A 15,691-nucleotide genomic window follows, 5' to 3' on the forward strand; every position below is an offset into this window, starting at 1 on the left:
AACATGAAAAATAAAATCACCCTGATCACCGGTGGTGATCGCGGCATTGGTCGGGCTACCGCGTTATGTCTGGCAAGCAAAGGACATAAGGTTTGTATTGGCTATCATACGCGTAAAGCCTGCGCGCAAGAGGTTGTCGATATGATTCTTCATGCTGGCGGGGAAGCCATTGCCGTACAGGCAGATATTGCCCAAGAAGAACAGATCGTGGAACTGTTCCAGCAAATAGATAAAGAGCTCGGTCCAATTTCCGGATTAGTAAACAACGCCGGAATACTTATGCCTCAGGCATCCATTGAACAGTTGGATGCACAGCGGTTAGCCACTATATTTGCCACTAATGTCAGCGGCAGTTTTATCTGCGCACGTGAAGCGGTTAAACGTATGGCGCTTCGCCATGGAGGTCAGGGAGGAGCCATTGTTAACGTATCCTCAGCAGCATCTCGACTAGGCTCTCCACATGAATATGTGGATTATGCCGCCTCAAAAGGTGCTATTGACACCTTAACCATTGGTCTATCTCTAGAGGTGGCCGCCCAAGGAATTCGCGTTAACGCTGTTCGTCCTGGATTCATTTATACCGAGATGCATGCTTATGGTGGTGAAGCAATGCGGGTTGATCGAGTAAAAGATAATTTGCCTATGAAACGTGGCGGTCAACCTGAGGAGGTAGCCCAAGCGATAGTGTGGTTACTGTCTGATGAGGCTTCATATGTCACTGGTAGTTTCATCGATCTGGCGGGAGGAAAATAGACCACTATAGTTTAAAAATGACAAAAAATAACAACACCGGTAATTATACCGATGTTGCCACATTATTTAGTGATTATTGATAATCGCTGACAGGTGCGCAGGAACAATGCAGATTACGATCACCGTAAACATCATCCAGGCGTTTAACCGCAGGCCAATATTTATTGGCTTTGGTTTCTGCGGTTGGGAAAACAGCAATTTCACGGCTGTAATTATGATTCCAATCAGAAGCCAGCTCAGTTTGTACATGAGGCGCATTGACCAATGGGTTATCTTCCAATGACCATTCACCTTGCGCAACTTTGTTAATTTCAGCACGGATTGACAGCATTGCATCGATAAAACGATCAATTTCCACTTTGCTTTCTGATTCTGTTGGTTCCACCATCAGCGTGCCGGCAACCGGGAATGACATCGTGGGCGCATGGAAACCATAGTCAACCAAACGCTTGGCAATATCCATTTCACTGATACCAAACTCTTCTTTCAGTGGCCGAATATCCAGAATACATTCATGCGCTACATGGCCGTTATGACCGGTATACAGCACGTCATAATCATTTTTCAGGCGGGCAGCAATATAGTTGGCATTCAAAATCGCTACCTGACTTGCCTGTTTCAGCCCTTGCGAACCCATCATTCGGATGTACATCCAGCTAATAGGCAGAATGGATGCGCTGCCAAACGGAGCAGCAGAGACCGCTCTCTGTTCAGTCAGACCATCCATTTGAACCACTGAGTGCCCCGGCAAGAACGGCGCTAAATGCGCTTTTACGCCAATCGGCCCCATGCCTGGGCCGCCACCGCCATGTGGGATACAAAATGTTTTGTGTAGGTTGAGGTGTGAAACATCAGCGCCGATAAAACCGGGCGCGGTGATGCCAACCTGTGCGTTCATATTCGCACCATCAAGGTAAACCTGACCACCATATTGATGAATGATTTCACACACCTGACGGATAGTTTCTTCATATACGCCGTGTGTTGATGGGTAGGTCACCATGATGCAGGAAAGCTCATTACCGGATTTTTCCGCTTTTTCGCGCAAGTCTGCCAGATCAATGTTGCCCTCTTTATCACAACTCACCACCACAACGGTCATACCCGCCATATGAGCCGAAGCCGGGTTGGTGCCATGAGCAGAACTTGGGATCAAACAGATATGACGATCCTCTTCTCCACGGCTTTCGTGGTAACGGCGAATAGCAAGCAAACCCGCATATTCACCCTGCGCACCTGAGTTTGGTTGCATACAAACAGCATCATAACCTGTCAATTGCACCAGCCAGTGAGATAACTGGCTTATCATCTGCTGATAACCCTGTGCCTGCTCTGGCGGACAGAATGGATGCAGTTGATTAAATTCAGGCCAGGAGATCGGTAACATTTCTGCCGCAGCATTGAGTTTCATGGTACAAGAGCCCAGAGGGATCATGGCCTGATTCAGTGCCAGATCTTTGCGCTCAAGGCGGTGCATATAGCGCATCATATCTGTTTCGCTGTGATAGCGGTTGAAATTCGGATGCTGGAGGATGTCATCATTGCGCAACATTGATGCAGGAATGGAATAGCTTTCCGCTACCACATTATCATCCAGTGCTTCAACATCCAGCTTGCTATCTGTGCCTGTCAGTACAGAGAACAATTTGACCAAATCATCTCGGCGGGTGGTTTCACTCAATGTGATACCCACTGCGCCGTGAATATCGCTACGCAAGTTGATTTCCGCTTTATCTGCCCGAGCCAGTACCGCAGCTTTATCGGCAACTTCAACGGTCAAGGTGTCAAACCAGGTTTTGTAGCGCAGAGTAAATCCCGCTTGCTGTAACCCAACGGCCAGAATGTCAGTCAAACGATGAATGCGGCCGGCAATGCGTTTCAGTCCTTTCGAACCATGATAGACCGCATACATGCCCGCGATGTTTGCCAACAACACCTGTGAGGTACAGATGTTGGAGTTCGCTTTCTCACGACGAATGTGCTGCTCACGGGTCTGCATTGCCATGCGCAGTGCGGTATTACCCGCCGCATCACGGGAAACGCCGATAATACGTCCCGGCATAGAACGTTTGAATTCATCACGGCAGGCAAAAAATGCCGCATGGGGGCCGCCATAACCCATCGGTACACCAAAACGTTGAGCGGAACCAAACACCACATCCGCCCCTTGTTTGCCCGGTGCAGTCAGCAGCACCAGCGCCATCAAGTCAGCAGCAACGCTGATAATGATTTTGCGTTGTTTCAGTTGCGCAATCAGGTCGGTGTAATCATGAATTTCACCTTTTGTCCCCACCTGTTGCAACAACACACCAAATATACCTTCCAGCTCCAGGACTTTTTCGGCTTTATCCACAATCACATCAAAACCAAAGGTTTCAGCGCGGGTACGGACAACATCCAATGTTTGAGGATGTATATCATCAGCAACAAAGAAACGATCAGCGTTTTTCAGTTTGCTGGCACGTTTTGCCATTGCCATTGCTTCCGCAGCAGCGGTGGCTTCATCCAGCAAAGATGCAGAGGCAAGATCCAAACCCGTCAGATCGATTGTCACTTGCTGGAAATTCAGCAGTGATTCAAGACGCCCTTGAGAAACCTCCGGCTGATAAGGTGTATAAGCGGTGTACCAGCCAGGATTTTCTAATAAATTGCGTAAAATAACCGGTGGCAAGACAGAAGGCACATACCCCATACCAATATAGGATTGGTAACGCTTATTTTGGCTGGCAATGGCTTTCAATTCAGTCAGTGCTTGCTGTTCAGTGGCACCACCGCCCACATCGGGTGGCGCTGGTAACGCGATATCGCGGGGAACAATTTTCTGTGTTAATTCATTGAGGGAACTTGCCCCCACTGTCGCCAGCATCTCTTTTTGCTGTTCGGTAGAAGAGCCAATATGACGGCGGATAAACTCGCCCTGGTTCTCGAGTTGGCTTAATGTTTGGGTCATTTGTTACTGATTCCTGAAGCTGGCCAGAAATGGCATACAAATAAAAACGCCCTGCTCACGATGTGAAACAGGGCGACGGTGGGCATATTATTCTTCTTCGTCCAGAAGTGCCTGATATCCTGCGGCATCCAGCAGATTCGCCAATTGACTCTCATCAGAGGCTTTAATACGGAACAGCCAACCTTCGTTATAAGGCTCGCTGTTAACCAATTCAGGCGCTTCACCCAGCGCTTCATTAACGGCAATCACTTCACCACTCAGTGGCGCGTAAATATCAGAAGCGGCTTTTACTGATTCAACAACGGCACATTCATCACCAAAATTAAATTCATCACCGACTTCTGGCAAATCAACAAAAACCATGTCGCCTAGCAGTTCCTGTGCATGTTCGGTAATACCAACGGTGTATTCACCATTGCCTTCTGCGCGAACCCACTCATGTGATTCAACATATTTTAACTCTGCGGGTACATTACTCATCACCATCGTCTCCTTCAATCTTAGAACTTATCTCATTAGGCTATTTTGTTTTCCTGCACCAATTACGACTACTGAGATAGGGTATTATTTTTCATCAAGTTATTAGACTATACGAGAGGTTTACCCGCCCGCACAAAATTGGGTTTGACTACCTGAACCGGCATCTCACGATTGCGGATTTGTACAATTGCCTGTTCACCAATCCCTTGTGGCACACGGGCAAGGGCAATACTGAATCCTAATGTTGGGGAGAATGTACCGCTGGTAATAACGCCAGTGTGTAAGGTGCCCGCTTCATCAGTAAAACTGACCGCTAAACCACCACGTAATACACCTTTTTCTCTCATCACCAGGCCAACCAACTGTTCAGTGCCATCTTCACGCTGTTTTTCCAGCGCTTCACGGCCAATAAACTGACGATCTTCTGGTTTCCAGGCGATTGTCCAGCCCATATTGGCTGCCAGTGGAGAAATGGTTTCATCCATTTCCTGTCCATAGAGGTTCATACCCGCTTCAAGCCGCAAAGTATCACGGGCTCCTAGCCCTGCGGGCTTAACGCCGACGCTAAGCAATTTTTGCCAGAAATCGGCTGATTGCTCTTTTGGCATCGCCACTTCATAGCCCGCTTCGCCGGTATAACCCGTTGTTGCGATAAACAGATCATCAGCCTGAACACCAAAGAAGGGTTTCATTCCGGCAATAGCCTGTTTTTGTTGATCATTCAGCAGAGACTGTACTTTTACCTGAGCTTCAGGCCCTTGAACAGCAATCAATGCCAGATCATCACGTACCTGAATATCAATCGGGTAATTGGCAGCATGTTCATTGATCCAGGCCAGATCTTTCTCACGGGTCGCAGAATTGACCACCATCCGATAAAAATCATTGCTAAAGTAATAAACAATCAGGTCATCAATGACACCGCCGGAAGCATTCAGCATCCCGGTGTATAAGGCTTTGCCCTTTTCTGTCAGTTTAGCAATGTCATTTGCCAGCAAATAACGCAGGAAATCACGGCAGCCAGTACCATGCAGATCCACAATCGTCATGTGGGAAACATCAAACATACCGGCATCAGTGCGGACAGTATGATGCTCATCCATTTGTGAACCGTAATGCAAAGGCATCATCCAGCCATGAAAATCTACCATACGCGCACCGCAGGCCAGATGCTGGTCATACAATGGAGTGTGTTTTGCCATTATTTCCCTCTTTTCATTTCCTACATGAAAACATACCGCGTATTAACCGACAGCTACTGTGAATCATGAACAAAAAGCGGCTAAAAAACGCGACGCAAACGATGTCTTAACATAAAAGTTATCACTGAAAACAAAAATGAACCATAAGTAAAAATAGGGTCCAATTCAGTAACAATAAAAAAACATGCTATGAGTATGCAGAACTTTTAACTATTAAAATGAGCCATAATACTCAAAATTAACAATTAACTTTAGAAAACACACATTTTCCATTAAGAGTTAACTGAAATATGAATAAAATCACCTATCCATATTTCAGTGATGCATGAGAAAAAATAATCGATAAGAAGAAGCTAAATTAGATTTTTTCAGCTGAACAGGATGACGAAGAGAGCCAGCCCGGTAAGTCATTCAATCCCATTGCCTGACGAAGTAATGGAGGTTTAATTCCGGGTAAATTGTCTGCCAGTGATAACCCAACATCCCGCAAAAACTTTTTCACTGGGTTATTGCCGTCGAACAACTGACGAAACCCTTGCATTCCAGCCAACATGACAGCAGCACTGTGTTTACGGCGGCGTTCATAACAACGTAAATAGAAGTACTGACCAATATCTTTCCCCTGGCAATGCAGACGACGCAATTCACCTATGAGTTCAGCCACATCCATAAAACCCAGATTTACACCCTGTCCTGCCAATGGATGAATGGTATGAGCCGCGTCTCCCACTAAGGCCAGACGATGAGCGGCAAAGTTACGGGCATAACGACCAGTCAGTGGAATTGTCTGGCGTTCACTAATCAGCTCACACTGACCAAGACGCATATCAAAATCCACCGCCAGTTGCTGGTTGAAAAGCGTGTTATCAAGCTGTTTGTACTGATCTGAGGCGTCACCCGGCAGTGACCAGACAATAGAACACAAATGTGGATCAGCAAGAGGCAGAAACGCCAGAATACCATCACCATAAAAGACCTGACGGGCAACGCTGCCATGAGGTTCTTCAGTGCGAATAGTCGCCACCAACGCATGATGTTCATAATCCCAGAATGTCAGAGGGATATCCGCATGCTGACGCAACCATGAATGAGCGCCATCAGCACCAACCACTAAACGGGCTGTTAGCATGCGACCATCGGATAATGTCATAAAAGCTTCATTTTCTCCCCAGGCAATCTGTTGTAAAGCCGCAGGCGCCAGCATGGTCACGTCCGGCAAGCTTTCCGCTTTTTTCCATAACATCTCACGGATAACCCGGTTTTCAATGATATGACCAAGATATTCCAGGCCATATTCAGCCGCGTTGAACCGAATGCGGCCAAAGCTATCCCGATCCCAAACTTCTATTCCCTGATAAGGGCTGGTACGCACACCCAGAATCTGTTGCCACACGCCAAGATGCTGTAACAGACGCTCACTGGCAGCATTAATTGCAGAAACCCGCACAGCATACTCTTCTCCAGCAGAAACCGATTGAGCAGGCGGATAGCTTTCTACCACTGCCACCCGCAAACCACTGCCCTGTAAGCCACAGGCAAGCGCCAGACCTACCATACCGCCACCAGCGATAACCACATCAAATGATTGCATAATATAACGTCCTCTTATTTTGTCTGCTTTATCTGAGGTTATCTTTGGACGACCCAGCCCAGAGTCTGACGGGCCAGCATATCCCGCACAGGAGAGAATTTTTCCATCGCCATCAAGCCAAGATTGCGCCCAACTCGTAATGGAAAATAATGATTGGCAAATATCCGTATCAATCCATCAGTAATACCAATGGTATTTTCCCGATCTAACACCCGTTGCTGTTGATAATTAGCCAAAACCGGGTAAGTACCAATATCCTGACCAACCGCAAAAGCCTCAGAAACAACCTGAGCCAGTGTCATCACATCGCGCATACCAAGATTAAAACCCTGACCGGCGATCGGGTGTAATGTTTGTGCAGCATTACCCACCAGCGCCAATCGGTGGCTGACTTGTTGATTTGCAGTGGATAGTGTGAGTGGATAACTGTGGCGCCAGCCGGTTTCCAACATTTTGCCCAGTCGCCAGCCAAATGCCCGCTGTAACTGCTTCAGAAACTGCTCATTATTCCAGCCAGCTATTTCCTTTCGCCGATCCAACTGATGGCACCATACCAGTGAACTCCGCCCCCCAGACATTGGCAGCAAAGCCAGTGGGCCATATTCGGTGAAACGTTCAAATGCCCGGCCCTGTGGATACTCTGATGTCAGCACATTAGTAATCACGGCAATCTGTTCATAAGGGTGCTGTTGCCACTGAATATTACAGGCTTGACCAATCGCGGAATGACTGCCATCTGCGGCGACCAGCAATTCACCTTGCAGTTGATCGCCACTGTCCAGGGTAACGGTCACTGATGATATCGTTCTTTCAACGGTCAGAACCTTGGATGGACAATACAGTGTCACACCGGGAGCATTTTTCAGTAAGCCGAACAAACACTGGCCTGCATCATACAGTTCGACAACATTGCCTAAAGCTGGAATGTGATATTCTTTTGCATAAAGGTTCACAAACCCTGCATGACCACGATCACTAACATGAACGTGAGTTATTGGTATTACATAATCTTCCAGAGCAGACCAAACCCCGATCTGTTGTAAACGCTGACACGTACCGTAAGCCAGCGCTATCGCTCTGGCATCAAAGCCGGGGTGCTTCTGCTCCGGCTCTGCTGCTTCAATCAGGGAAACATGAATCTGCCCCTTGCTCAGGGAAGATATTGCCAGCGCAAGTGTCGCGCCGGTCATGCCCCCTCCAACGATAATCACGTTCATCTCTTAACTTAACCCTGTTTTGCTTTCGCCATCAGAGCTTCAATCTCATCAGCTTCTTTAATCACACTGGCTGTCAGGTTTTCGTTACCGATTTCAGTGATCAAAATGTCATCTTCAATTCGGATACCGATACCACGATATTCCAGCGCCACATCGGCATCCGGTGCAATATAAAGCCCGGGTTCAACCGTTAATACCATTCCTGGCTCCAGAATACGGTCACGTTCTGCGCCATAGTGCCCAACATCATGCACATCCAGACCCAGCCAATGGCTGAGGCCATGCATAAAGAACTGGCGATAGGCTTTGGTTTCGATTAAATGTTCAACTTCACCGTGCATAATGCCCAGTTTCACCAGCTCTTCCACCATAATCCGCACAACATGTTCTGTTACTTTGTTGATGCTGGTGCCCGGTTTATACAATTCCAATGAAACCTTCAGCGTTTTCAGTACGATATCGTAAATTTCACGCTGGGCGCGGGTGAACTTGCCATTCACCGGGAAAGTACGAGTGATATCTCCGGCATAACCCAGATATTCACAACCTGCATCAATCAATACCAGGTCACCCTCTTTCATCCTGCTTTCATTCTCGGTGTAGTGCAGAATACAGCCATTTTCACCACTCCCGACAATCGTATTGTAAGAAGGATAACGTGCACCCTGATGCGTAAATTCGTGATGAATTTCAGCTTCCAGTTGATATTCAAACATGCCTGGGCGGCAAGTCTTCATCGCACGCGTATGTGCCTGTGCGCTAATTTCACCGGCCCGGCGCATAATTTCAATTTCTGCCTTGGATTTGAATAACCGCATTTCATGTACCCAAGGACGCCAGTCAGTTATCGTTAAAGGGGCTGAAAGATTACGGCGACCGCCTTTTCTCAGTGTATCCAGCGCCTGGAAGACAATGTCATCCGCATAGGCAAATTCACCCTGTGCGTGATAAACCACATCCAGGCCATTTAACAGCTGATAAAGCTCTTCCTGGATATCATCAAAAGGTAAAGCTCGGTCAATACCCAGTTTTTCTGGCGCCGCTTCTTGTCCAAGACGGCGGCCAAACCAAATTTCCGCAGTCAAGTCACGTGTTCGATTAAAAAGAACACTATGATTATGCTTATCATCACTTTTAATTAATATCAGCACAGCTTCCGGTTCATTGAATCCAGTCAAATAAAGGAAATCGCTGTGCTGGCGATAGGGATATTCATTATCCGAATTTCGGGGCGCAGGCGGGGCAGAAAAAATAATCGCTGCGCTGGCCGGAGCCATTTTTGCCAGTAAAGCCTGACGGCGGGATAAATATTCTTGTTTGATCATACCCTCTCCTGCGACTTAGTTAATTATTTTGAGTTCAATAAACAGCAATTAATGCAATGTTGGCTTATTATTTTTTGCAATTGAAACAGCTTTAGGCTGAGTAAAAGCGATATAGCAAAGCTGCGCGGCAACCCGCACATATTCAAGAACTTCTTCCAATGCCTGAGCCAGCTCTTCTTGATCCTCACCTTCTTCATAGCCAAGCAGACCAATATTACGCAAATCACCCACAATCTCACTGACCTCTTTTTTATCGGTGAATTTTGGTTGCGCAACCCCCAACCCCAACAAGAAATGGTTTACCCATCCAGCCAGGGCATCTGCCCGTTCAAACACATTATCTTCCTCATCGGGCAACAATAAATGAAATGCAAAATGACTGTCATCCAATGATTCAAATGTAATTTCACGTAATTCACGCAATTGTTGAGCTAATGGACGGGAAAAAGCCAGCCCATCATTGGCTAAATCATGAACTAAAGCTTGCCAACTACTATCACGGTTGCCACCGCACAGTAAGCCACTAATCAACCCATGCATCTCAGCCGCTGTCAGCGCCACTGACTGCTGATGTAATATTTCGTCAAAAGATTGATAATCTGGTAATGAATTCTGTATAGACATGTGTATTGGTCATCGTTGACGGTGTAAGTTCATGCTATGCTACCACCAAGGGGAGTCGCTATACCAGACAGCAGCCATAGCTAATCGTGAGTTGTCTGTCGGTATCGCACTGTAATGATTGGCGTCTTGCTTTATCCTATCATCAGGAATGAAAGCCAGGGCGCAGTAATAAGTCAGGAAGGGGTCATGTCTGCACAACCAGTAGATATCCAGATTTTTGGGCGGTCATTACGTGTCAATTGTCCATCAGAGCAAAAAGAAGCATTGCTGGCTGCCGCGGTGGAACTTGAACAACGTTTAGAAGATTTAAAAGAACGCACCAGAGTAACCAATACTGAACAACTGGTTTTTATTGTAGCACTGAATGTCTGTCATGAGCTGGCACAAGAAAAAGTGAAAACCCGTGACTATGCCTACAATATGGAACAAAAAATAAAGATGCTTCAACAGACTATAGAACAAGCATTAGTTGAGCAAGGTCGCATTACTGAGCGCACTATTGCGTCAAATGAATGAATTCTATTGATAAATCATACAGTAGTGAGTGAATCATTCTATAATTTAGTTGCTTTCTGTATTTAGTTTCATACAATAGGTTACATAAAGTTGCTTAGTAAGCGTAAGCGCTGAATAAATTTCTCTGAGATGTTCGTGAACGGGGAAAGTCCCCTGAGCCGATATTTCATACATGATAGAATGTAGTGCTCCGCAGCCGGTGTGCATGCTCGGTCCGTCCGAGAAGCCTTAAGGATGCGACGCTGCGTTCACCTTGAACCAAGGGTTCAAGGGTTACTACCTGTAACGGCATCTTGGAGAACCCTAAATTTAATCACTACTCGCATTAACAGGCAGGTTCCATGTTATCAGATCCCCTGTTATCACTCAGACAAAGCGTCAGAAAGAAAATACGCCAGCAACGTCGTGAGCTCACTCCTGAACAACAAGTCCTTTTTGCCAACCAAGCCGCGGAAAAAGTTGTCAACCACCCCAGAATTCACCAAGCCAATAAAATTGCACTATTTCTTTCATTTGATGGTGAACTTGACACCCGACCACTAATCAACCAACTCTGGCAACAAAACAAACAGATCTATTTGCCGGTATTGCACCCTTTCAGTCGCCACCATCTGCTGTTTTTAAGCTATCAGCCAAATACGCAACTTGTCAGAAATCGTTTCAATATAGAAGAGCCGCCACTGGATGTTCAGCAGCTTTTACCATTATCTGAGCTGGATATCATGATGATCCCGCTGGTTGCTTTCGACCGCACCGGACAGCGACTTGGAATGGGAGGTGGCTTTTACGATCGTACATTGAGACAATGGCGACAAAAAAATTTCTATCCGATTGGCCTGGCTCATAACTGCCAATTAGTCGATACATTACCTTCAGCCGAGTGGGATATCCCATTACCAGAAATCATCACTCCTGAAAAAATCTGGCAATGGCAGTAAAGAATGGGCACCTTACACAAAGCGCCCATTTACGGCATAGCAAAATAATCAGTAAAGCAGACGAGAACGGATAGTACCCGGCAAAGCTTTCAGTTCCTGAAATACCATTTCAGCCTGAGCAGGGTTCTCAGTCACAATATCAATAACCACATATCCCATATCCCCGCTGGTACGCAGGTACTGAGCGGCGATATTAATATCCTGTGCAGCAAACACCTGGTTAATGCTATTCAATATACCTGGACGATTTTCATGAATATGTAAAAACCGGTTGGTATCATCAGCATGAGCAGGAAGAGAAACTTCCGGGAAGTTGACTGCTGATAAAGTAGAACCATTATCAGAGTATTTCGCTAACTTTCCTGCTACTTCATAACCAATGTTTTCCTGCGCTTCCTGTGTAGAACCACCGATATGCGGAGTCAGCAATACGTTATCAAATTTAAGCAAAGGCGACTCAAACGGATCATTATTGGTTGCAGGTTCAACCGGGAATACATCTACAGCCGCCCCTGACAGGTGTTCACTTTCCAGTGCTTCACACAATGCCGGAATATCCACCACTGTTCCGCGTGAAGCATTGATCAGGATAGAACCCGGTTTCATCAATGCCAGTTCCTGCGTACTCATCATATTCTTCGTTGATGGCGTTTCTGGTACGTGTAAACTGACCACATCACTCATATTCAGTAATTCTGATAAATGACGAATCTGATGGGCATTACCTAATGGCAATTTGTTCTCAATATCGTAGAAGTAGACATCCATACCAATATTTTCAGCCAAAATACCAAGCTGAGTACCAATATGACCATAACCGATAATACCCAGTTTTTTACCGCGTACTTCATAACAGCCCTTAGCCTGTTTATCCCATACGCCACGATGCGCTTTGGCATTTGCTAAAGGAATACGGCGCAGTAGTAACAACAGCTCACCAAGTACCATCTCAGCAACAGAACGGGTATTAGAAAATGGTGCGTTAAAGACGGGGATACCCCGTTTGGCCGCTGCTTTCAGATCAACTTGGTTGGTGCCGATACAGAAGCAACCCACAGCAACCAATTTTTCGGCTGCCTGGAAAATATCTTCTGTCAATTGTGTGCGAGAACGGATCCCAACAAAATGGGCATCACGAATTGCCTCTTTTAACGCCTGGGAATCTAACGCCCCTTTATGATATTCGATATTGCTATAGCCCGCTCCCCGCAGGTTTTCCACCGTGCTCTGATGTACACCTTCCAATAGCAAAAATTTGATCTTATCTTTTTCCAGAGATACCTTAACCATTTACCCTGCCTATTGTTACGTCAATTTTCATTACATTTAAGTTTCATTCTCTCAACATAACAAAAAAAACAGACACGGCAATACAAACGATTGCTATTCCTACCAAATAAGTCTTAATAAGATAGTTTTTATGCGGAATAAAATGATATGGAGAAGAATAAAGTCAGGATTTAGGTTATCTAATAATCAGAGAAATGAGATATATCACTAAATTTCCACTTATTATTAAAAGTAAAAAATTTTTAAGGGCGAAAGGTTCCGCCCTCTATGAGCAATATTATTGAGTGATGGTTTTCACTCCATCTAATGTTCCCATCAATACAACATCCGCGCCCCGATTAGCAAACAGACCGACAGTGACGACACCGGCGATACGATTAATTTTATTCTCTAACTCAACAGGATCGATAATTGCTAAATTATGCACATCCAGGATCATATTGCCGTTATCAGTCACAACGTTCTGGCGATATTCTGGTAAACCACCCAATTTAACCAATTCACGGGCAACATATGAACGGGCCATTGGGATCACTTCAACCGGTAAAGGGAATTTACCCAATACATCAACTTTCTTAGAAGAATCAACGATACAAATGAATTTCTTCGCTATTGCAGAAATAACTTTTTCGCGAGTCAATGCGGCGCCACCGCCTTTAATCATCTGCATATTGCCATTGATTTCATCCGCGCCATCAACATAAATATCAAGAGAATCCACTTCATTACAGTCGAATACAGGAATTCCCAGGCTTTTTAACTTTTCGGTAGAAGCCTCAGAGCTGGATACAGCCCCTTCAATCTGGTCTTTAATTGAGCCAAGGGCATCAATAAAATGCGAAGCCGTTGAACCCGTCCCCACACCGACAATCGTACCGGGAGTGACAAATTCGAGCGCTGCCCAACCTACTGCTTTTTTCAGTTCGTCCTGAGTCATATCAATTCACAACCTATATCAGTTACACGGAAAGCCTGTCAGCTAGTATAAACATTGACAATAACAAAGAAACTGCAAATCATAACCACCCGCATAGCGGGTGGTAAGTTCGCCGACATACCCTGGAGGTAAGGCATTCAAATCCTGGTTTAGTATGTAAATTTGGCTGTTGGCTATGAGTCTGCCAATCGGAACGACATTGTCATTGTGGAGCGGATCACAATACCAGTAACTGACATCGACCGTGCATTCTGTCGGCCCGTAAAGGTTGATCAATTGTGCGTCAAGAAGTGTATAAAAGTCATTTTGCAGTTGAACTGTCAGTTCTTCTCCGCTGCAGATGACGGTATTCAAACTGTCCAGGGAAAAATGTTTCCTGGACTGTAAAAAACTCTTCAGCATGGCTGGGACAAAGTGACAGAAAGAAACCGACTCTTTTTGGATCACCTCGTATAGGTAACCTGGATCTTTATGCTTATCTCGTTCCAAAAGAACCATGGTTGCCCCTGTTACTAGCGGCAAAAATACTTCCCAAACAGAGACATCAAAACTCAATGGTGTCTTTTGAATAATCCGCTCAGCCGGGCCAATATCAAATTCTTTCTGCATCCAACATATTCGATTGAATAAACTGCGATGGTTGACCATGACCCCTTTGGGTTTGCCTGTAGAGCCAGAGGTATAAATGACATAAGCAAGATTTTGTGGCCCATAGTCGCGCTGAGGCGTATGAGCAACCACATTTTCACCGCCCCATAAGTCGAGATAAAGGGTGCGGGCCGCAGCAAGATCCAGCCGACGCAGCTGAGAGTGGGATAACAGGCAAGTTGCATTGCTGTCTTCGAGCATGAAGGCCAACCGCTCCACAGGGTAGCTGCTATCCAAGGGGACGTAGGCAGCACCGGCTTTTGCGATGCCCAGAATTCCAGCGACCATGTCTGGTGAACGATCAAGATACACCGCAACCCTCTGATCCGGTTTAACCCCTTGGGCTAACAGGTAATGTGCGATCTTGTTTGCACGTTCATCAAGCTGTCTATAACTGGTGCTCTGATCTGCAAAGCGCAAGGCGACGGCATCTGGTCGCAGCCGAGCCTGCTGTTCAAACAAATCCAACACTGTACCGTCAGCGCCCCACTCACGATGCGTGTCATTCCAAGCAGCGAGCTCAACCTGTTCTTCTCTGAGCAACGTGGGGAGGGAAAGGATTTTTTTATCGGCCATATCGACAATATTGCCCAACAGTTGTTTATAGCCCTCAACAAAACGGCGAATGTGCTGCGCTTCAAATAGCTCAGTACTGAATTCTACAGCCCCTTGTAACCCATCTGAGGTTTCTGTCAGCATTAAGCTCATGTCAAATTTAGAAACGTTGGTTTCACACTGGACCAATTTCCAAGACAAGTCCGGCGTATGTAAGGTTTCCCTGGGTGAGTTTATGTATTGAAAGATTGGGTTAAACATTGCGCTTCGCGCAGGATTGAGTTGTTCAACCACTTCCTCGAATGGAAAACTTTGATGGGAATAGTTGCTCAGTACCCTGCGTTTCAGTTCTGCAAGAAAGTCCCTTACCCTTGCACCTCGCTCAATGTTACTTCTGACTACGACCGTATTTGAAAACAGTCCCACAATATTTTCCAACTCCGAGCTGACTCGGTTTGCGACCGGTGATCCTACAGCGATATCGGTTTGACCACTGTACTGAAAAAGGAGCAATTTAAATGCTGCCAACACCACCATGTACAATGTGACTTCGTTTTGTGCCGCAAAATGGTTTAACTTGGCAACGTCCTCTACACCTATTTTGAAGTCTATGCTGTCACCATGATATGAACGATTCTTCGTCAACATGCTCCGTTCGAAACAAA

13 protein-coding genes and 1 other RNA gene are annotated in these 15,691 nt (G+C 46.0%); 4 read left to right on the forward strand and 10 right to left on the reverse strand.

From position 1 onward, the window contains the following. Positions 1 to 3 precede the first annotated feature (3 nt). Positions 4 to 753 (forward strand): SDR family oxidoreductase, encoded by a 750-nt coding sequence (locus tag LGZ99_RS16025; protein WP_036840607.1) that lies wholly within the window; start codon positions 4 to 6, stop codon positions 751 to 753. Between the two features lie 73 nt (positions 754 to 826). Here the strand turns inward: LGZ99_RS16025 and gcvP are convergent, their stop codons facing one another. The 7 genes from gcvP to LGZ99_RS16060 form a co-directional block, all read right to left on the reverse strand. After that, positions 827 to 3,703: an aminomethyl-transferring glycine dehydrogenase gene (gene gcvP / locus LGZ99_RS16030; protein ID WP_036840609.1), complete on the reverse strand. Its 2,877-nt coding sequence runs from the start codon at positions 3,701 to 3,703 to the stop codon at positions 827 to 829. Positions 3,704 to 3,790: 87 nt separating this feature from the next. Further along, positions 3,791 to 4,183, reverse strand: a complete 393-nt coding sequence (gene gcvH, locus LGZ99_RS16035; protein WP_036840610.1) for a glycine cleavage system protein GcvH — start codon at positions 4,181 to 4,183, stop codon at positions 3,791 to 3,793. Between the two features lie 107 nt (positions 4,184 to 4,290). Further along, on the reverse strand, positions 4,291 to 5,385 hold the full coding sequence (gene gcvT, locus LGZ99_RS16040; protein ID WP_021324005.1) for a glycine cleavage system aminomethyltransferase GcvT: 1,095 nt from the start codon (positions 5,383 to 5,385) through the stop codon (positions 4,291 to 4,293). 358 nt (positions 5,386 to 5,743) lie between these two features. Continuing rightward, positions 5,744 to 6,976 carry an FAD-dependent 2-octaprenylphenol hydroxylase gene (gene ubiI, locus LGZ99_RS16045; protein WP_036840612.1) on the reverse strand — a complete coding sequence of 411 codons (1,233 nt, stop codon included), beginning with the start codon at positions 6,974 to 6,976 and terminating at the stop codon, positions 5,744 to 5,746. Positions 6,977 to 7,014: 38 nt separating this feature from the next. Further along, on the reverse strand, positions 7,015 to 8,193 hold the full coding sequence (gene ubiH, locus LGZ99_RS16050; protein ID WP_036840615.1) for a 2-octaprenyl-6-methoxyphenyl hydroxylase: 1,179 nt from the start codon (positions 8,191 to 8,193) through the stop codon (positions 7,015 to 7,017). A gap of 8 nt (positions 8,194 to 8,201) precedes the next feature. Continuing rightward, positions 8,202 to 9,518 carry a Xaa-Pro aminopeptidase gene (gene pepP, locus LGZ99_RS16055; RefSeq protein WP_021324003.1) on the reverse strand — a complete coding sequence of 439 codons (1,317 nt, stop codon included), beginning with the start codon at positions 9,516 to 9,518 and terminating at the stop codon, positions 8,202 to 8,204. Between the two features lie 48 nt (positions 9,519 to 9,566). Then, a complete protein-coding gene (locus tag LGZ99_RS16060) occupies positions 9,567 to 10,142 on the reverse strand; it encodes a YecA/YgfB family protein (RefSeq protein ID WP_021324002.1) in 576 nt (191 codons plus the stop codon). A 186-nt stretch (positions 10,143 to 10,328) separates the two neighbouring features. On the opposite strand from LGZ99_RS16060, the gene zapA reads away from it, so the two are divergent. From zapA to LGZ99_RS16075, 3 genes are all read left to right on the forward strand, one after another. Next, positions 10,329 to 10,658: a cell division protein ZapA gene (gene zapA, locus LGZ99_RS16065; protein ID WP_021324001.1), complete on the forward strand. Its 330-nt coding sequence runs from the start codon at positions 10,329 to 10,331 to the stop codon at positions 10,656 to 10,658. A 118-nt stretch (positions 10,659 to 10,776) separates the two neighbouring features. Then, positions 10,777 to 10,962: non-coding RNA, 6S RNA (gene ssrS, locus LGZ99_RS16070), on the forward strand. Between the two features lie 37 nt (positions 10,963 to 10,999). Beyond that, positions 11,000 to 11,596: a 5-formyltetrahydrofolate cyclo-ligase gene (locus LGZ99_RS16075; protein ID WP_023045324.1), complete on the forward strand. Its 597-nt coding sequence runs from the start codon at positions 11,000 to 11,002 to the stop codon at positions 11,594 to 11,596. 48 nt (positions 11,597 to 11,644) lie between these two features. On the opposite strand, the gene serA is transcribed toward LGZ99_RS16075, so the two are convergent. The 3 genes from serA to LGZ99_RS16090 all read right to left on the reverse strand — a co-directional run. Next, positions 11,645 to 12,886, reverse strand: coding sequence for a phosphoglycerate dehydrogenase (serA, locus tag LGZ99_RS16080; RefSeq protein WP_021323999.1), 1,242 nt, complete (start codon positions 12,884 to 12,886; stop codon positions 11,645 to 11,647). Between the two features lie 277 nt (positions 12,887 to 13,163). Beyond that, positions 13,164 to 13,823: a ribose-5-phosphate isomerase RpiA gene (rpiA, locus tag LGZ99_RS16085; protein WP_021323998.1), complete on the reverse strand. Its 660-nt coding sequence runs from the start codon at positions 13,821 to 13,823 to the stop codon at positions 13,164 to 13,166. A gap of 42 nt (positions 13,824 to 13,865) precedes the next feature. After that, positions 13,866 to 15,691, reverse strand: a 1,826-nt coding sequence (locus LGZ99_RS16090; protein ID WP_262979341.1) for a non-ribosomal peptide synthetase, incomplete at its 5' end; no start/stop codon positions are given.

Source organism: Photorhabdus temperata (genome assembly GCF_025384845.1).
GTDB classification, from domain to species: Bacteria; Pseudomonadota; Gammaproteobacteria; order Enterobacterales; family Enterobacteriaceae; genus Photorhabdus; species Photorhabdus temperata.